Source organism: Streptomyces sp. NPDC002306, assembly GCF_053593435.1.
Genome location: NZ_JBSFCK010000010.1, coordinates 134,619 through 151,766 on the forward strand (window position 1 = coordinate 134,619; position 17,148 = coordinate 151,766).

Here is a 17,148-nt window from a genome sequence, read left to right on the forward strand (position 1 = left end):
CGGGGACACGACAGGCCGGCGGGGAGGGTCACCGCCAGCGGCCGATCTCGACGTTCTCCAGGACGCCGAGCGCGTCCGGCACCAGGACCGCGGCCGAGTAGTACGCCGTCACCAGGTAGTTGATGATCGACTGCTCGTTGATGCCCATGAACCGCACCGAGAGACTCGGCTCGATCTCGTCCGGGATGCCGGCCTGCCGCAGACCGACGACGCCCTGCTCCTCCTGGCCGAGACGCATCGCGATGATGGAACTGGTCCGGGCCTCGGTGACCGGGATCTTGTTGCACGGGTAGATCGGGACGCCGCGCCAGGTGGGGATGCGGTTGCCGCCGACGTCGATCGTCTCGGGAACGAGTCCGCGCTTGTTGAGCTCGCGTCCGAAGGCGGAGATCGCGCGCGGGTGGGCGAGGAACAGTTTCGTGCCGCGCCGCCTGCTGAGCAGCTCGTCCATGTCGTCCGGGCCGGGCACGCCGTCGTGCGGCTGGAGCCGCTGGTCGTACTCGCAGTTGTGGAGCAGTCCGAACTGCCGGTTGTTGACGAGCTCGTGCTCCTGGCGCTCCTTCAGCGCCTCGACGGTGAGCCGCAACTGCTGCTCGGTCTGGTTCATCGGCTGGTTGTAGAGGTCGGCCACACGGGTGTGGATGCGCAGCACGGTCTGGGCGATGCTCAGTTCGTACTCACGCGGCCTGGCGTCGTAGTCGACGAAGGTGTGCGGGATCTCGGCTTCGCCGGAGTGGCCCGCGGCGAGGTCGACGGCCCGCTCGCCGTACTTGTTGGTGTGCTGCTCGGGGACCGCGCGCAGCCGCCCGATGTGCTCGCGCAGCGAGTCGGCGCGCTCGGCCACCTGGTCGACGTCCTGCCGGGACAGGATCAGCATCGTGCAGGCGGTGTCCGCGCGGGCGGTGTACTCCCAGATGGCGTCCGGGTCGAGCAGCGCCGCCTCGCCGAAGTACGAGCCGTCGGCGAGCACACCCAGCACGGCGTCGTCGCCGTACGGGCCCGTGCCGACCTTCTCCACCCTGCCGTGCGCCAGCAGGTACACCTCGTCGGTCTGGCTGCCGAACGAAGCGATCAACTCACCCGGCGCGTACTCCCGTTGCCGGCAGCGCTGGGCGAGCTCGGCGAGCACCTCCTCATCCTCGTAGTCCCGCAGGGCGGGCAGTTCGCCCAGCTCGGCGGGGATGACCTCGACCCGGTCGCCCGTCTTCACGAACGTGATACGTCCGTCGCCGACCGCGTAGGTCAGTCGCCGGTTCACCCGGTACGTACCGCCCTGTACGTCAACCCAGGGCAGCATCCGCAGCAGCCAGCGGGAGCTGATCTCCTGCATCTGGGGAGCGGACTTGGTGGTGGTGGCCAGGTTCCGCGCTGCGGCCGTGCCGAGGCTCTGCTGCGGCTTGCCCTGATCCGTGCGGACCTCTTCGCCTACCGACATTCTGAATTGCCCTCCCGGTCATGCACCGGTGCCGATCGCACCGCGCACCGATCTCGCGGATCAGCCTTCCATCACGGAGCGTGCCGGTGCTATTACACGAACGAGCGGGAATGGATCACCGTCGCGATGGGCAGAGGGAGCAGTCCCGCCCGAGGTCCGGGCGAGTCCGCCCGACTCCGACCGAGTCCGACCGAGGTCCGCCCGGCGGCGGGGTGGGGCGGCACGCGGCGGGCCGAAGCGAGCCGACCCGCTCACGTGTCCGACAATGGCCGGGTGACCGGCCCCGACGTCCTCGCCTCGCTGCGCCCCCGGCTCCCCTCGCCGTTGCGGGAGGTCGTGGACGCCCGGTTCGCCCGGCACGGCGTCCGGCTGCTCCTCAAGCGCGACGACCTCATCCACCCGGAGCTGATCGGCAACAAGTGGCGCAAACTGGCGCCGAACCTCGACGCGGCGGCCGGGCTCCCGATCGTCACCTTCGGGGGCGCCTACTCCAACCATCTGCGGGCCACCGCCGCCGCCGGCCGGCTCCTCGGCCTGTCCACGACCGGCGTGGTCCGGGGTCAGGAGCTGGCCGAGCGCCCCCTCAACCCCTCGCTGGCCCGCTGCGCCGCCGACGGGATGCGTCTGCACTTCATCGACAGGTCGACGTATCGCCACAAGAACGACCCGCGGACCCTCGCCGCGATCCTGCGCGCGGCCGGCGCCGAGGACGCGTACGTCGTCCCCGAGGGCGGCAGCAACGCCGTCGCCGTCCGCGGCTGCGTCCCCCTCGGCGCCGAACTGCGCGGCCTGGCCGATGTGGTCGCCGTCGCCTGCGGTACCGGAGGCACCCTGGCGGGCCTGGCCGCCGGCCTCGCCCCCGACCAGCGTGCCCTTGGCGTATCGGTCCTCAGGGGCGGCTTCCTGACCGCCGAGGTGGGCACGCTCCAGGACCGCGCCTTCGGCGGCCCCCGCGGCGACTGGTCGCTCGACGACCGCTTCCACTTCGGCGGCTACGCCCGCACCACCCCCGAACTCGACGCCTTCGCCAAGGACTTCGAACAGCGCCACGGCCTGCCCGTGGAGCGTCTCTATGTCGCCAAGTTGCTGTACGGACTTGTCGCCCTCGTCGAAGAGGGGCGCCTCGCGGCCGGGAGCACCCTCGCGGCGGTGATCACCGGGCGGCCGTGACGGGCGCGCTCACGCCGCTTCCCGGTAGGCCGCCGCCTCCTCCAGGTCCAGTCGGCGCAGCAGGGTGCGCAGCATCTCGTCGTCGATGTAGCGGCCGTCGCGCAGCTTCACGAAGACCGCGCGTTCGGCGCTGATCATCTCCCGGGAGAGGCGGCTGTAGGTGTCGTCGACGCTCTCGCCGGTGACCGGGTTGACCTGGCCGAGCCGCTCCCAGACGGAGTTGCGGCGACGCTCCAGGACCATGCGCAGGCGGTCGGCGAGCGGCGGTGGGAGCTCGTTGCGCTGGTCGGCAAGGAGTTCGTCCAGGTGCCGTTCGGCGGCCCGGGAGGCCTGCGCCTGGGCGTTGGCCTCGGCGAGGGTGGCGGCCTGCGGGTCGGGCGCGGGGAACCTGAGCACGCGGATCAGCGGGGGCAGGGTCAGGCCCTGCACCACCAGCGTGCCGATGACCGTGGTGAAGGTCAGGAACAGGATCAGGTTGCGCTGCGGGAAGGGGGTGTCGCCGTCGTGCATGGTCAGCGGGATCGAGAAGGCGATGGCCAGGGAGACGACGCCCCGCATGCCGGCCCAGGCGGTGACCATGGCCCCCTTCCAGGTGGGATTCGCCTCCCGCTCCCGGATCCGCGCCGACAGCAGCCGGGGTACGAAGGTCGCCGGGTACACCCACACGAACCGGGTCCCGACGACCACCAGGAAGACGGCGATCGCGTACCAGGCGGCGTCCCCGCCCTTGTACGCCCCGAGTCCCCGCAGGACGACGGGCAGTTGCAGTCCGATCAGCGCGAACACCGCGGACTCCAGGACGAAGGCGACCATCTTCCACACGGCCGCCTCCTGAAGGCGGGTCGCGAAGTCGACCTCCCACGCGCGGTGCCCGAGGTAGAGGGCGACGACGACCACGGCGAGGACACCGGAGGCGTGGAACTGCTCGGCGACCGCGTACGCGACGAACGGGATCAGCAGGGACAGCGTGTTCTGGAGGAGGGGCTCCTTCAGGTGCGTGCGCAGCCAGTGCAGCGGCGCCATCAGGATCAGGCCGATCCCGACCCCGCCGACCGACGCGAGCAGGAACTCGCCGAAGCCCCCGGCCCAGGTGGCGCCCTCGCCCACGGCGGCCGCGAGGGCCACCTTGTAGGCGGTGATCGCGGTGGCGTCGTTCAGGAGCGACTCGCCCTGCAGGACCGTGGTGACCTTGGACGGCAGTCCGACCCGGCGGGCCACCGCCGTGGCCGCGACCGCGTCCGGCGGCGCCACCACCGCGCCCAGCACCAGAGCCGCCGTCAGCGGCATGTCCGGCACGATCTGGTAGACGGCCCAGCCGACGACGAAGGTCGCGAAGAGCACGTAGCCCACCGACAGCAGGGCCACGGGGCGCAACTGCGCCCGCAGGCCGAGGTAGGAGCTGTCGGTCGCCGACGTGTACAGCAGCGGCGGCAGCAGGAGCGGCAGGACGACGTCGGGGTCGAGTGTGTAGTCCGGCACCCCCGGCAGATACGACACCAGCAGGCCGACCGCGACCAGCAGCAGCGGTGCCGGCACCGGGGTGCGCCGGGCGGCCGCGGCGAACGCGGCGCTTCCGGCCACCAGCAACAGCAGTGGCATCACGTCCATGGTTCTCGCCCGCCCTCGAATTCCGCGCGTTCGACCGCGCAGCCGTCGTAATCTGGCAATCATGAAACAGTGCACGCACGCCGACGCGCTGCCGCACCCGGAACCCGACGCGCTCAGCGTCACGTGTCCGGAGTGTCTGGCGGACGGTACGCACCCGGTACAACTGCGCCAGTGCCTGACCTGCGGCCACATCGGCTGCTGCGACTCGTCACCGGGCCGGCACGCCACAGGACATCACAAGGACTCCGGACATCCGGTGATGCGGACCTTCGAACCCGGCGAGGACTGGCGTTGGTGCTTCGTGGATCACGTCCTCGTGTGACCCTGATAGGGCACGTGCCCTACCGTCCGACGGGTACGGTTCGACCGTCTGACGTCTGGGTACGTCAACCCGGCGCGCGCTCTTCCCATTTGGGCCCGCAGACCCCTAGCCACGGAGCGTATCCGTAGGTTTACTATGAGTGACAGCAAGGGGTTGGGGTCCCGGGGACAGCAAAGTCGAGAGCGCGATAGCGTCACCGCTGAACCACACTTCGCGTTACCCCGAGGGGCGACCCTCGGCCCCGAAAAGCTTGTACCACCTTGGAGGTGAGGGTGTCCCAGATCGCAGGCGAGCCCGCGACCCAGGACTTCGTGGAAGTCCGGCTGCCGGCTGCGGGTGCCTACCTGTCGGTGCTGCGGACGGCCACGGCCGGCCTCGCAGCCCGTTTGGACTTCACCCTGGACGAGATCGAGGACCTGCGCATCGCGGTGGACGAGGCGTGCGCGATCCTGCTCCAGCAGGCCGTGCCGGGCTCCGTGCTCAGCTGTGTCTTCCGGCTCGTCGACGACTCACTCGAGGTCACCGTCTCCGCGCCGACCACCGACGGTCACGCTCCGTCACGAGACACCTTCGCCTGGACCGTGCTGTCCGCTCTCGCGGGCAAGGTCTCCTCCGCCGTCGACGAAGACAAGACCGTGTCGATCAGCCTCTACAAACAGCGCGGCGCGGGACCCGGGCCGGCGTGAGGGACGGGGACGGGCCGGTGCGGGACGAAGAGCGCGGCACACGGGAGCCGCCGTCCGAGAGCGCTGCTCCGGACGGCTCCCGACGCATGGCGGACGGCATCGACGGAATCCCCGACCAGGCCCGGCCGCATCCGGAGGACCACACCTCGGAGGCCGGATTCCTGGACGACGACGGGCAGCGGGATCGGGAAGGTGCCGTGCAGGGCGCGCCTCGGACGCGGCGGACCGGGGCCATCCCCGTCCGGGCCGAGGCGACGGCTCGGGGAAGGGCAACGGGCGGGACGATGAGCGAGCACGAGCGAGACGAGAAGCCGGAGGCGCAGGCCGCGCCACGGGCCACGCATCACGACCCACAGGACCGCAGCGGAGCTCGGGCCCTGTTCGTCGAACTGCGCGGACTCAAGGAGGGCAGCGCCGAGTACGCGGAGCTGCGCAACCGGCTGGTCCGTATGCACCTGCCGCTCGTCGAGCACCTCGCACGGCGCTTCCGCAACCGCGGGGAGCCGCTGGACGACCTCACCCAGGTCGCCACCATCGGCCTGATCAAGTCGGTCGACCGCTTCGACCCGGAGCGCGGGGTCGAGTTCTCGACGTACGCGACCCCGACGGTCGTCGGTGAGATCAAGCGGCACTTCCGCGACAAGGGCTGGGCGGTGCGTGTGCCGCGCCGGCTCCAGGAGCTGCGGCTCGCCCTCACCACGGCGACCGCGGAACTCTCCCAGCAGCACGGCCGCTCCCCCACGGTCCACGAACTCGCCGAGAAGCTGGCCATCTCGGAGGAGGAGGTCCTCGAGGGCCTGGAGTCCGCGAACGCGTACTCCACGCTGTCGCTGGACGTGCCCGACACCGACGACGAGTCCCCGGCGGTCGCCGACACGCTCGGCGCGGAGGACGAGGCGCTGGAGGGGGTCGAGTACCGGGAGTCGCTCAAGCCGCTGCTGGAGGACCTCCCGCCGCGCGAGAAGCGGATCCTGCTGCTGCGCTTCTTCGGCAACATGACCCAGTCGCAGATCGCGCAGGAGGTGGGCATCTCCCAGATGCACGTCTCCCGGCTGCTCGCGCGCACGCTGGCTCAGTTGCGGGAGAAGCTGCTGGTGGAGGAGTAGCGGCTACTTCCCCGCGTCCCGCTGTCGCGTGTCCCGCTCTCCCGTCTCCTGCCGACGCGCGTTTCCGGGCCCCCGGATCCCGAGGGCCCGGGTCGTCTCGGCGTTGACCAGCAGGACGAGCGCGGTGACGGCGACGGCCCCCAGCGCGATCCCGGCCGGGATCGCCACGCTGTCGGACCGGAGCAGGTTGTAGGCCACCGGCAGCGCCATGATCTGCGTGATGACGGCCGGGCCCCGGCTCCAGCCGCGCCGGCCGAGCAGCCCGCGGGCGGCGAGCAGCGGCAGCAGCGCGAGCACGATCAGGGTGACCCCGCCGGTGACGGCCTGCCGACGGTCGTCCGGGGCGCCGGTGAGGCCGAGGACCAGGATCCAGCCGCCCCCGACGAGCAGGGCGAGCCCTTCCAGGGCCGCGAGCGCGGCGGCGTACGTCAGGCGCCGCGGGCGGGGACCTGCGGTCTCCGGGGCGGCGGCGGTCTCGGAACCGGCGGGAGTCTGGCTGCTCACCCGAGAAGGGTAGCCCGCACATTCCGGGCCTCCGTGTCGAGCCTCACGTCCCGATCTCTTACCCGATCCCCAACTCGGTATGGGTCCGGTACCACCCAGTAGGTACGCTGCAACTCATGCGTGCACTTCTCGTGGTCAATCCGGCGGCAACCACCACAAGCGCACGTACGCGCGATGTGCTGATCCACGCTCTCGCGAGCGAGATGAAGCTCGAGGCGGTCACCACCGAGTACCGCGGCCACGCGAGAGACCTCGGCCGGCAGGCGGCGGAGAGCGAGGACATCGACCTGGTCGTGGCCCTCGGCGGCGACGGCACGGTCAACGAGGTCGTCAACGGTCTGCTGCACGCCGGCCCCGACCCGGACCGCCTGCCCGGCCTCGCCGTGGTCCCCGGCGGTTCGACGAACGTCTTCGCCCGCGCCCTGGGCCTGCCGAACGACGCCGTCGAGGCGACCGGTGCCCTGCTGGACGCGCTGCGCGAGGGCCGCGAGCGCACGGTCGGCCTGGGCCTGACCTCCGGTACGCCCGGCACCGACGACGAGTCCGTCCCGTCCCGCTGGTTCACCTTCAACGCGGGGCTCGGCTTCGACGCGGGCGTGGTCGGCCGGGTCGAGCAGCAGCGCGAGCAGGGCAGGAAGTCGACGCACGCGTTGTACGTGCGTCAGGTCGTCCGGCAGTTCTTCGGGGACCACAACCGGCGGCACGGCACGGTCACGGTGGAACGGCCCGGCGCGGACCCGGTCGCCGATCTGGTGGTCGCCATAGTCTCGAACACGTCGCCGTGGACGTATCTCGGCAATCGCCCTATGTACACGTCGCCTAAGGCCTCGTTCGATAAGGGGCTCGACGTACTCGGTCTCAGTCGTCTGTCCACGGCCGCGGTTGCCCGGTATGGCACGCAGTTGCTCACTTCGTCCCCGGAGCGGGGGCCCTATGGAAAGCATGCGACCTCACTGCACGACCTGGACCAGTTCACCTTGCATTCGAAGGTCCCACTGCCCCTCCAGATGGACGGCGACCACCTGGGACTGCGTACGAGCGTGACGTTCACAGGCGTACGCCGGGCACTGCGTGTGATTGTGTGAGTGGAACGGGCGAAAGTCCTTTCACTCGAACGTTTAGGCCAGGATCCACCCCATGGAAGTACGGCTGTGACCTAGTCGACACCGAGGAATCAAAAAAAACTTTCCGGAAGGGGTTGTATCCGCCGTCGAGGTTTGCGAGTCTCTATCTGGCGATCGGGACGGCCCGCTACATCGGCCTCCACAGATCACCGGAACCCCTCTTCACTTCCAAGGACCACGCCAGCGAACCTGGCGGGTGGCCCTTCACTTGTTGAGGGATTCGTGAAAGCGTTCACATTCACAAGCAACCCGCACGTAATACCAAGGAGAGGTAGCAGCCATGGACTGGCGTCACAACGCCGTTTGCCGCGAGGAAGACCCCGAGCTCTTCTTCCCCATCGGCAACACCGGTCCTGCGCTGCTGCAGATCGAGGAAGCCAAGGCCGTCTGCCGTCGCTGCCCCGTTATGGATCAGTGTCTGCAGTGGGCGCTCGAGTCCGGTCAGGACTCCGGCGTCTGGGGTGGTCTCAGCGAGGACGAGCGTCGCGCCATGAAGCGCCGCGCCGCCCGCAACCGGGCTCGTCAGGCTTCCGCCTGACAACACCCACCCCGCTAACAGCCTGAGCTTGGCGGCGCGTACAGCGCGTACGCATCTCCCGCCCCCGAGCCGCAGCGCGCAGTACCCCCGATGCGCTTAGCAACGAGCTTTCAGCCCCGGACCACCCAGTGGTCCGGGGCTCAATGCTGTAGCGGTTCAATGCCGTACGGGGCGGCGGTGTTGTACGAAGTGGCCGGTCCGGTACAGCGGTGACCGTCGCCGCGCCGGGTGGCCGGCCCGGCGTCGCGCCTACTTCTGCCCCCGCACCGGAATGTCCAGGATCACCCGAGTGCCACGCTCCGGAGCCGGGACCATGTCGAAGCTGCCCCCCAACTCCCCCTCCACCAGCGTCCGTACGATCTGGAGGCCGAGGTTGCCGGACGTGTGCGGGTCGAAGCCCTCGGGCAGACCGACGCCGTCGTCCTGGACGGTGACGAGCAGCCGGGCCTCCCTCGTCGTGCCGCCGCGGACCGCGGAGACCTCGACCGTGCCGGTTTCGCCTTCACGGAAGCCGTGTTCGAGGGCGTTCTGGAGGATTTCGGTCAGCACCATCGACAGCGGGGTGGCGACCTCCGCGTCCAGGATGCCGAAGCGGCCGGTGCGCCGGCCGGCCACCTTGCCCGGGGAGATCTCGGCGACCATCGCGAGGACGCGGTCGGCGATCTCGTCGAACTCCACCTTCTCGTCCAGGTTCTGAGACAGCGTCTCATGCACGATCGCGATCGAGCCGACCCGGCGCACGGCCTCCTCCAGCGCCTCACGGCCGCGCTCGGACTCGATGCGCCGGGCCTGGAGCCGGAGCAGGGCGGCCACGGTCTGGAGGTTGTTCTTCACCCGGTGGTGGATCTCCCGGATGGTCGCGTCCTTGGTGATCAACTCGCGCTCTCGGCGACGCAGTTCGGTGACGTCACGGAGCAGGACCAGCGAACCGATACGGGTTCCCTTGGGCTTGAGCGGGATCGCGCGGAACTGGATCTCGCCGTCGTGGGCCTCGATCTCGAACTCGCGCGGCGCCCAGCCGCTGGCGACCTTGGCCAGCGCCTCGTCCACCGGACCCCGGGTCGGGGCGAGTTCGGAGGTGATCTGCCCGAGGTGCTGGCCGACGAGGTCGGCGGCGAGGCCCATCCGGTGGAAGGCCGACAGCGCGTTCGGGGACGCGTACTGCACGATGCCGTCGGCGTCGAGGCGGATCAGGCCGTCGCCGACGCGCGGCGAGGCGTCCATGTCGACCTGCTGGTTCGGGAACGGGAACGAGCCGGCCGCGATCATCTGCGCCAGGTCCGAGGCGCTCTGCAGATAGGTGAGCTCCAGGCGGCTCGGGGTCCGCACGGTGAGCAGGTTGGTGTTGCGGGCGATCACCCCGAGGACGCGCCCGTCCCGTCGTACCGGGATCGACTCGACCCGGACGGGGACCTCCTCGCGCCACTCCGGGTCGCCCTCGCGCACGATCCGGCCCTCGTCGAGGGCGATGTCCAGCATGGGACGGCGCCCGCGCGGGACGAGGTGGCCGACCATGTCGTCCTGGTACGAGGTGGGACCGGTGTTCGGCCGCATCTGGGCGACCGAGACGTACCGGGTGCCGTCGCGGGTGGGAACCCACAGGACCAGGTCGGCGAAGGAGAGGTCGGAGAGCAGCTGCCACTCCGAGACCAGCAGGTGGAGCCACTCGAGGTCGGAGTCGTCGAGGGCTGTGTGCTGGCGTACGAGTTCGTTCATGGAGGGCACGTGTGCGAGCGTACCCGGCGGTTTGTACGGGTCCTAAGACACCCGCGGGCCGCGGCGCCTGGGAGGGACCCTCAACCCTCCCGGCACCGCAGCCCGGAGCAACATCGACCACGGGGTGTGCGGTCCCGTTCGGCCGAAGGATGAGGATGCCGGAGCAGTCAGGGCAGAGAGCACCGGATCCTCGGTCCGCTCTCCTGTGCGGGGAGGGCGGAGGCTCGTTGTGTTGTCAACCGTCTCTACGCATTCTGGACTAGACCACTAGGTGTGTCCATGCGTCGGAGACTGTTTGTTCCTGCGATGTGCGGTCGACTTGTTTCTGCGATGTGCGGTCGACCCTTGGAAGCCTAGCCCGCCCGGGTCCACCCGCGGGACCAGACGGCCAGGGCAATTTCCGCGACCGCCGCCAGCTCCTCCCGGCTCGCCCCGTCCCGGGCCTGCTGGGACATGCCCTGGACGACGGCGCCGGTGTACCGGGCGAGGGCCGCGGCGTCGACGTCCGCCGGCAGCTCCCCCACCGCGATGTCCTGCCTGATCCGGCCCTCCACGGCGGCGATGTCGGCGTCGCGCCGGACGCGCAGCGACTCCGCCACCTCGGGGCTCGCGCAGTTGGCGGCCGCGTGGCGGACCAGGCAGCCGCGCGGGCGGCCGGGCAGCGTGTAGGCGACGGCGGCCTCACGCAGGATCCGCGCGACGGCGGCCCGTGCGGTGGGTTCCTCGGCGAGGGCGCGGTCGCCGAAGGAGCCGTAGCGCGTCGCGTACACGTCCACGGCCTCGGCGAACAGCGTCCGCTTGTCACCGAAGGCCGCGTACAGACTCGGGGCGCCGATGCCCATGACGCGGGTGAGGTCCGAGACGGAGGTCGCCTCGTAGCCGTGCTCCCAGAAGGCCATGACCGCCTTCTCCAGGGCGGTCGCGCGGTCGAAGGAGCGGGGGCGGCCGCGCGGCTTGAGCACCGTCCCGGACTGCGTCTTCGTCTCCTCGCCGTTCACCATGGGGTGCATTTTATAGCGCACGCTAGAGAAATGTGGACGATCTGCTGTACCGTCCGTTCTGTAGTGGCCGCTAGTGAAAGATCCCGCCTGGGAGGGAGGGCCCGACTCTGTTAGATTGGTCTAAACCACATAGACCTTCAGAGATCTTCGAAGCCCTCTCTTCAGCTCTCTCCAGAACGGCAGGCCCAGCGTGGAAGTTGTCATCGTTCCGGACGCCGAGTCGGGCGGCGAGCTCATCGCCGAGGCCATGGCGCAGCTCCTGCGGCGCAAGCCCGACGCGCTGCTCGGTGTGGCCACCGGCTCGACGCCACTGCCCGTCTACCAGGCGCTGAGGGCGAAAGTCCGCTCCGGCGCCGCGGACACCTCCCGGGCGCGGATAGCCCAGCTCGACGAGTACGTGGGGCTGCCCGCCGACCATCCGGAGTCCTATCGCTCGGTGCTGCGCCGCGAGGTGCTGGAGCCGCTCGGGATCGGGATGAGCGCGTTCCTGGGGCCCGACGGCACGGCCACGGACGTGCAGGGAGCGTGCGAGGCGTACGACCGGTCGCTGGCCGGGGCCGGCGGTGTGGACCTCCAACTGCTCGGCATCGGGACCGACGGGCACATCGGGTTCAACGAGCCCTGTTCCTCGCTCGCCTCGCGCACCCGGATCAAGACGCTGACCGAGCAGACCCGCGTGGACAACGCGCGCTTCTTCGACGGCGACATCGAACAGGTGCCGCATCACGTCATCACCCAGGGCATCGGCACCATCCTGGAGGCGCGGCACCTGGTGCTGCTCGCGACCGGTGAGGGCAAGGCGGACGCGGTCGCCGCGACCGTCGAGGGCCCGGTCGCGGCGGTGTGCCCGGCCTCGGCGCTCCAGCTCCACCCGCACGCGACGGTCGTGGTCGACGAGGCCGCCGCGTCCAAGCTGAAGCTCGCGGACTACTTCCGGCACACCTACGCCGCCAAGCCGGACTGGCAAGGGATCTGAGCCACCCCTCGGGTCCGGGACCCCCGGGTAGGCACACAGGCGCCGCACTCCCCCCGTGAGAGCCCGGCGCCTGTGTCGTACCCGCTCCGCGTCCGTGTCGGCGCGGCGGCTACCGGCCCGCGATGACCTCCGCCGCCGCCCGGCCGCACACGCGGGCCGCGCCGTGGGTGGCGATGTGCAGGGCGCCGCGGGGCGTGGCCTGCGGGACGCCCATCTCCACCACGACGGTGTCGGGGCGGGCCGCGAGCAGGATGTCGAGGGCCGCCGCCATCCACGGATGCCGGTGCTCGTCGCGGACGACGGCGACGATCCGCCGCTCTCCCGCCGACACCAGCACCGCCCGCCCCGCGTCCTCGCCCGCGAAGCTGCCCGTCTCCGTGCCCGGCAGCAGACGGGCCAGCTCGGCGGCGACGCCCCAGGGGGTGTCGTCGCCGACGGCGATGTTCGCGACCGGGGTGAGCGCGGCGACGTAGGGGGGTACGGCGGGCGGCGCGTACGGCAGCGCGGCCGTCACCGTGAGCGCGCGCCTGGCGGCGACGAGCCCCACGTCGGCACCGGTCTCACGCGTCTCCCGTGTCTCCCGCGCGGGAGCGGCGGTCGCCGTCCAGCGGGCCAGCGCGCGCACCCGTTCCGCCGCGTCGGCCAGTCGCTCCTCGGGCAGCTCGCCCGAGCGTACGGCCGTGACGAGGGCGTCGCGCAGGCGTCGTACGGTCTCGTCGTCGGCCAGACCGCCGCCCACGCAGATCGCGTCGGCGCCGGCCGCGACGGCGAGGACGCTGCCGCGCTCGATGCCGTAGGTGGCCGCGATGGCCCGCATCTCCATGCCGTCGGTGACGATCAGGCCGTCGTAGCCGAGTTCACCGCGCAGCAGGCCGGTGAGGATGCGGCGGGACAGTGTCGCGGGGTGATCGGGGTCCAGGGCGGGCACCAGGATGTGCGCGCTCATGACGGCCCGGGTGCCGGCGGCGATCGCCGCGCGGAAGGGGACCAGTTCGCGTTCCGCGAGCACCTCGGCGTCGACGTCGATGCGGGGCAGCGCGTGGTGGGAGTCCACGGCCGTGTCGCCGTGACCCGGGAAGTGCTTGGTGCAGGCGGCGACGCCCGCCGACTGGAGCCCGGTGACGTAGGCGGCGGTGTGCCGGGCGGCCAGCGCGGTGTCGGCGCCGAACGAGCGGACGCCGATGACCGGGTTGACGGGGTTGGAGTTGACGTCCGCGGAGGGCGCCCAGTTCAGGTTGACGCCGCAGGCCGCGAGCCGTCGTCCCAGTTCGGAGGCGACCGCGCGGGTCAGTTCGACGTCGTCCACCGCGCCGAGCGCGTGGTTGCCGGGGAAGCTGGAACCGGTGCGCACCTCCAGGCGCGTGACGTCGCCGCCCTCCTCGTCGATCGCGACCAGCACGTCGTCCCGCTCGGCGCGCAGTTGCGCGGTCAGGGTGGCCAGTTGCTCGGGCGAGGCGATGTTGCGGCCGAACAGACCGACCGAGGCGAGGCCCTCACCGAGGCGGCGCAGCAGCCAGTCGGGGGCCGTGGTGCCGGGGAAGCCGGGCTGGAGCACCGTCAGGGCGTCGCGGGTGAGCGTGTCGGTGCCGCTGGCGAATGTCGTCATCGGATGGCGTTATCCCTTCACGGCGCCGGCGGTCAGACCGCTGACGGCCCTGCGCTGGAGGAAGACGAAGAGGATCAGGATCGGGACGGCGAAGAGCGAGGACGCCGCCATGGTCGCGCCCCAGTCGTTGCCGAAGGCGGTCTGGAAGCTGGACAGCCACAGCGGGAGTGTCTGTGCCTCGGCCTCCTTGTTGAGGACCAGGACGAGCGGGAACTCGTTCCAGGCGGTGATGAAGCCGAACAGCGAGGTGGACATCAGGCCCGGCGCGAGCAGCGGCAGGATGACCCTGCGGAACGCCTGGCCGCGCGTGCAGCCGTCGACCAGCGCGGCCTCCTCCAGTTCCTTCGGCACGGCGGCCACGAAGCCACGCAGCGTCAGGATGGTGAAGGGCAGGATCATCATCATGTAGAAGACGGTCAGCGGGACGAGGCTGTTGAGCAGCGACGCGTCCCGCACGATCATGTACATCGCGATGACCATGACTTCCCAGGGCGCCATCTGGGCCAGCATGAAGCCGATGACGAAGCCGCGCCGCCCGCGGAAGCGCATCCGCGCCAGCGCGAAGGACCCGGCGAGCGCGACGACCAGCGAGAAGACGACCGCGAGGACCGTGACGATCAGCGAGTTGCCGACGTACGTCCAGAAGTGGTCGACGCCGGTCGCCTTCTTGAAGTGCTCGAAGGTGACGTCGGTCGGGAACCAGACCGGGTCGTCCGCGATGATGTCGCCGGTCGGCTTGAGGGCCGTGGCGAACATCCAGTAGACGGGAAAGACGAAGCCGACGAACAGCACGGCGGCCGTGACGTTGGGCCATGCGCGGCTGCAGAGCGAGCGCTTCACAGCTCGGCCTCCTCTTCGTTCTCCTGCTTGAGCACGATCCGCAGGTAGTAGGCGGTGACGCCGAGCAGGATCAGGATGGTCAGCACGGCGATCGCCGCGCCCATGCCGTAGTGCTGGTTGCCGACACCCTCGATGTAGGCGTAGACGGGCAGGGTCTCGGTGAGGCGGTCGGGACCGCCGCCGTTGATGGTGAAGACCTGCACGAACGACTTGAAGACCCAGATGATCTCCAGGAACGTGGTGGCGTAGAGGAAGGGCCGCAGGAACGGCAGCGTGACCGTGGTGAAGCTCTTCCAGACGCCGGCGCCGTCGAGGGCCGCCGCCTCGTACAGCTCGCCGGGGATGGTGGTGGTGGCCGCGTACAGGTTGATCGCGACGAAGGGGATCGACATCCAGACGATCAGCAGGGTGACGACGAAGAACGTCGACAGCTGGCTGCTGGTCCAGCTGTAGTCGGCCATGGAGTGCAGGCCGAACTTGTCCAGGACCCAGTTGACGACACCGAAGCGCTGGGCGAACAGCCACTGGTAGACGGTGGTGGCGGCGACCACGGGCATCGCCCAGGCCAGTACCAGCCCGATCATCAGCGTCACGCGCATCCGCCGGCCGAGGCGGGCCAGCAGCAGGCCGACCAGGGTGCCCACGATCATGATCAGGACGACGTTGACGGCCGTGAACAGCAGCGACCGCAGGGTGACGCGCCAGAAGTCCTCGCCGGTGAGGGCCTGTTCGTAGTTGTCGAAGCCGTTCCACTCGGTGACATGCTGGATCAGCTGTCCCATGTTGAGGTTCTGGAACGACAGCAGCAGGTCCTTCAGCAGCGGCCAGCCGAGCAGCAGCACGGTGGCCGCGCAGGCCGGCAGCAGCAGGAGGTACGGGGCGAGCGCGCCGGCGCGCGACGCGGCTCGCGGTGGTGGCCTGCCGGGTCCTCCGTCGTCCGACTTGCGGACGTCCGCCGGGCCGGAGGGCGGCCGTTCGGTCTGCACGGTCATGCTCGCCATCTCTTCTCTCGACCGGTTCGACGCTGGGGGCGGGGGCCGCCGGGTGGGCGGCCCCCGCCTCCTGCGGGCGCTACTGCTGCTGCGACAGGCGCTTGTTGAACTCGTCCTCGACCTGCTTGGCGGCCTCGGCCGGGGACTTGCCGTTCAGCACGGCGGTCATGTACGTCTTGATCGGGTTGGGCGCGTTCTCGACGGCGGCCCACTCCGGGATCAGCGGCGTGGTGCCACCGCCCGCGGCGGCCGGCGCGGCCGCCTCGGCGGCGGCGTTGCCCGTCAGGTTGGTCTGGAGCGACTCCTTGTTCGGGATGACGCCGTTGAGCTTGGCCAGCTCGCCCTCGTACTGGTCGGACAGGGCGATCTTCAGGAACTCGTCGGCGAGCGCCTGCTTCTTGCTGCCCGCGGCGACGGCGAGGTTGGAGCCGCCGAGGAAGACGCCCTCGGGCTTGTCGGCCGCGGCACCGGGGATGGTGAAGTAGCCGATCTCCTTCTCGATGGCCGGGTTGGCCTTGATGGCGATGCCGGATTCCCAGCCCATGCCGATGATGGCGCCGACGTTGCCCTTGGCGAAGACCTCGCCCTGCTGCGGGGTGGCCTCGTCCTTGTCCTTCGGCGCCTTGGACAGCGCCTGGAACTTCTTGTAGGTCTCCATCGCGGCGGCGACCTTCGGGTCGGCCAGGTTGGAGACGTACTTGTCGCCGTCCTTCTTGACCAGCTCGGCGCCCTCACCGACCGTCAGGCCGACGAAGTGGTACCAGTTCTGGCCCGGCAGGTAGATCGGCTCGTTCTTGGTCTTGGTGCCGATCTGCTTGAGGTCGGCGTAGAACTCGTCGCGCGTCTTGGGCAGGTCCTTGATGCCGGCGTCGGCCCAGACCTTCTTGTTGTAGATGACGACGCGGTTGGCGAAGTACCAGGGCGCCGCGTACTGCTTTCCGTCGAAGACGGAGGAGTTGTTGAGGGACTGGGTCCAGTCGGCGCCGAGGGAGCCCTTCAGGGCGGCGAGGTCGGCCAGGCCGCCGGTCTTGGCGTAGGCCGGGGTCTGGGTGTTGCCGATCTCGAAGACGTCCGGCGGGTTCTCCTCGGACAGGGCGGTGGTCAGCTTCTGCTGGATGCCGTTCCACTGCTGGACCTCGAACTTGACCTTCGCCTTGGTCTTCTTCTCGAAGGCGGCGGTCACGTCCTTCTGCCACTGGTCCGGCGAAGAGCCGTCCATGACCCACACGGTGAGCGTCTGGCCCTTGTAGCCGTCCGCCCCGGCCTTGCTCTCGCCGCCGTCGTCGCCGCTGCCCCCGCACGCCGCGATGGAGACCATCATTCCCGCGATACCGATCGCGACTGTCAGCTTGCGCTTCACGCCACCCTCCTCAGGGATGCCCACAAACCCCCCTGCTCCCCGCGGTGACCGTCAACGCGCCGTACCGCCCGTGGGGCCGGGACTGGACCAATGGTGTAGACCAGTAGGGGGGAGCTTGGCCCAGACCAATAGGGCTGTCAAGGGTGTTCGAAGGGGGTCGAGTC

At 70.2% G+C, this 17,148-nt stretch carries 16 protein-coding genes; 7 read left to right on the plus strand and 9 right to left on the minus strand.

Going from position 1 to position 17,148, the window contains the following annotated elements:
• Positions 1-28: 28 nt before the first annotated feature.
• Positions 29-1,435 carry a family 2B encapsulin nanocompartment shell protein gene (locus tag ACWCQK_RS21480; RefSeq protein WP_451157106.1) on the minus strand — a complete coding sequence of 469 codons (1,407 nt, stop codon included), beginning with the start codon at positions 1,433-1,435 and terminating at the stop codon, positions 29-31.
• 273 nt (positions 1,436-1,708) lie between these two features.
• Between ACWCQK_RS21480 and ACWCQK_RS21485 the strand changes: the two genes are divergently transcribed.
• Positions 1,709-2,605 (plus strand): 1-aminocyclopropane-1-carboxylate deaminase/D-cysteine desulfhydrase, encoded by an 897-nt coding sequence (locus ACWCQK_RS21485; protein ID WP_451157108.1) that lies wholly within the window; start codon positions 1,709-1,711, stop codon positions 2,603-2,605.
• A 9-nt stretch (positions 2,606-2,614) separates the two neighbouring features.
• Here ACWCQK_RS21485 and ACWCQK_RS21490 read toward each other — a convergent pair whose 3' ends face one another.
• Positions 2,615-4,213, minus strand: a complete 1,599-nt coding sequence (locus ACWCQK_RS21490) for a Na+/H+ antiporter (protein ID WP_451157110.1) — start codon at positions 4,211-4,213, stop codon at positions 2,615-2,617.
• A gap of 61 nt (positions 4,214-4,274) precedes the next feature.
• Here ACWCQK_RS21490 and ACWCQK_RS21495 point away from each other — a divergent pair, with 61 nt between their 5' ends.
• The 3 genes from ACWCQK_RS21495 (at position 4,275) to ACWCQK_RS21505 (ending at position 6,327) form a co-directional block, all read left to right on the plus strand.
• Entirely contained in the window at positions 4,275-4,535 is a 261-nt protein-coding gene (locus ACWCQK_RS21495; RefSeq protein ID WP_451157112.1) for a UBP-type zinc finger domain-containing protein, read from the plus strand.
• Positions 4,536-4,807: 272 nt separating this feature from the next.
• The gene (locus ACWCQK_RS21500) at positions 4,808-5,221 is read left to right on the plus strand and encodes an ATP-binding protein (protein WP_004925829.1); all 414 of its coding nucleotides are present in this window, start codon (positions 4,808-4,810) and stop codon (positions 5,219-5,221) included.
• Positions 5,218-6,327 carry an RNA polymerase sigma factor SigF gene (locus tag ACWCQK_RS21505; RefSeq protein WP_451157114.1) on the plus strand — a complete coding sequence of 370 codons (1,110 nt, stop codon included), beginning with the start codon at positions 5,218-5,220 and terminating at the stop codon, positions 6,325-6,327. Before ACWCQK_RS21500 ends, ACWCQK_RS21505 begins: the two co-directional genes overlap by 4 nt.
• Before the next feature lie 3 nt (positions 6,328-6,330).
• Here the strand turns inward: ACWCQK_RS21505 and ACWCQK_RS21510 are convergent, their stop codons facing one another.
• The gene (locus ACWCQK_RS21510) at positions 6,331-6,831 is read right to left on the minus strand and encodes a hypothetical protein (protein ID WP_451157116.1); all 501 of its coding nucleotides are present in this window, start codon (positions 6,829-6,831) and stop codon (positions 6,331-6,333) included.
• Positions 6,832-6,947: 116 nt separating this feature from the next.
• Here ACWCQK_RS21510 and ACWCQK_RS21515 point away from each other — a divergent pair, with 116 nt between their 5' ends.
• On the plus strand, positions 6,948-7,916 hold the full coding sequence (locus tag ACWCQK_RS21515; RefSeq protein ID WP_451157118.1) for a diacylglycerol/lipid kinase family protein: 969 nt from the start codon (positions 6,948-6,950) through the stop codon (positions 7,914-7,916).
• 319 nt (positions 7,917-8,235) lie between these two features.
• The gene (locus ACWCQK_RS21520; protein WP_006142322.1) at positions 8,236-8,493 is read left to right on the plus strand and encodes a WhiB family transcriptional regulator; all 258 of its coding nucleotides are present in this window, start codon (positions 8,236-8,238) and stop codon (positions 8,491-8,493) included.
• Positions 8,494-8,742: 249 nt separating this feature from the next.
• Here ACWCQK_RS21520 and ACWCQK_RS21525 read toward each other — a convergent pair whose 3' ends face one another.
• Positions 8,743-10,209, minus strand: coding sequence for a sensor histidine kinase (locus ACWCQK_RS21525; protein ID WP_451157364.1), 1,467 nt, complete (start codon positions 10,207-10,209; stop codon positions 8,743-8,745).
• 353 nt (positions 10,210-10,562) lie between these two features.
• Positions 10,563-11,210: a TetR/AcrR family transcriptional regulator gene (locus ACWCQK_RS21530; RefSeq protein ID WP_451157120.1), complete on the minus strand. Its 648-nt coding sequence runs from the start codon at positions 11,208-11,210 to the stop codon at positions 10,563-10,565.
• Positions 11,211-11,400: 190 nt separating this feature from the next.
• On the opposite strand from ACWCQK_RS21530, the gene nagB reads away from it, so the two are divergent.
• Positions 11,401-12,186 carry a glucosamine-6-phosphate deaminase gene (gene nagB / locus ACWCQK_RS21535; RefSeq protein WP_451157122.1) on the plus strand — a complete coding sequence of 262 codons (786 nt, stop codon included), beginning with the start codon at positions 11,401-11,403 and terminating at the stop codon, positions 12,184-12,186.
• 109 nt (positions 12,187-12,295) lie between these two features.
• Here nagB and ACWCQK_RS21540 read toward each other — a convergent pair whose 3' ends face one another.
• From ACWCQK_RS21540 to ACWCQK_RS21555, 4 genes are all read right to left on the minus strand, one after another.
• Positions 12,296-13,792 (minus strand): glycoside hydrolase family 3 protein, encoded by a 1,497-nt coding sequence (locus ACWCQK_RS21540; protein WP_451157124.1) that lies wholly within the window; start codon positions 13,790-13,792, stop codon positions 12,296-12,298.
• A gap of 9 nt (positions 13,793-13,801) precedes the next feature.
• A complete protein-coding gene (locus ACWCQK_RS21545) occupies positions 13,802-14,632 on the minus strand; it encodes a carbohydrate ABC transporter permease (RefSeq protein WP_451157126.1) in 831 nt (276 codons plus the stop codon).
• On the minus strand, positions 14,629-15,624 hold the full coding sequence (locus ACWCQK_RS21550; protein ID WP_451157128.1) for a carbohydrate ABC transporter permease: 996 nt from the start codon (positions 15,622-15,624) through the stop codon (positions 14,629-14,631). The genes ACWCQK_RS21545 and ACWCQK_RS21550 overlap by 4 nt, the downstream gene beginning before the upstream one ends.
• 79 nt (positions 15,625-15,703) lie before the next feature.
• Complete coding sequence (locus ACWCQK_RS21555; protein ID WP_451157130.1) at positions 15,704-16,984, minus strand: extracellular solute-binding protein; 1,281 nt, start codon at positions 16,982-16,984, stop codon at positions 15,704-15,706.
• Positions 16,985-17,148 lie beyond the last annotated feature (164 nt).

Excerpts from the sequence above, each read along its gene's own strand:
- ACWCQK_RS21520 (WP_006142322.1), top strand. The coding sequence starts at position 8,236 with ATGGACTGGCGTCACAACGCCGTTTGCCGCGAGGAAGACCCCGAGCTC.
- ACWCQK_RS21490 (WP_451157110.1), bottom strand. The coding sequence starts at position 4,213 with ATGGACGTGATGCCACTGCTGTTGCTGGTGGCCGGAAGCGCCGCGTTC.
- ACWCQK_RS21540 (WP_451157124.1), bottom strand. The coding sequence starts at position 13,792 with ATGACGACATTCGCCAGCGGCACCGACACGCTCACCCGCGACGCCCTG.
- ACWCQK_RS21525 (WP_451157364.1), bottom strand. The coding sequence starts at position 10,209 with ATGAACGAACTCGTACGCCAGCACACAGCCCTCGACGACTCCGACCTC.
- ACWCQK_RS21495 (WP_451157112.1), top strand. The coding sequence starts at position 4,275 with ATGAAACAGTGCACGCACGCCGACGCGCTGCCGCACCCGGAACCCGAC.
- ACWCQK_RS21550 (WP_451157128.1), bottom strand. The coding sequence starts at position 15,624 with ATGACCGTGCAGACCGAACGGCCGCCCTCCGGCCCGGCGGACGTCCGC.
- ACWCQK_RS21515 (WP_451157118.1), top strand. The coding sequence starts at position 6,948 with ATGCGTGCACTTCTCGTGGTCAATCCGGCGGCAACCACCACAAGCGCA.
- ACWCQK_RS21480 (WP_451157106.1), bottom strand. The coding sequence starts at position 1,435 with ATGTCGGTAGGCGAAGAGGTCCGCACGGATCAGGGCAAGCCGCAGCAG.
- ACWCQK_RS21530 (WP_451157120.1), bottom strand. The coding sequence starts at position 11,210 with ATGGTGAACGGCGAGGAGACGAAGACGCAGTCCGGGACGGTGCTCAAG.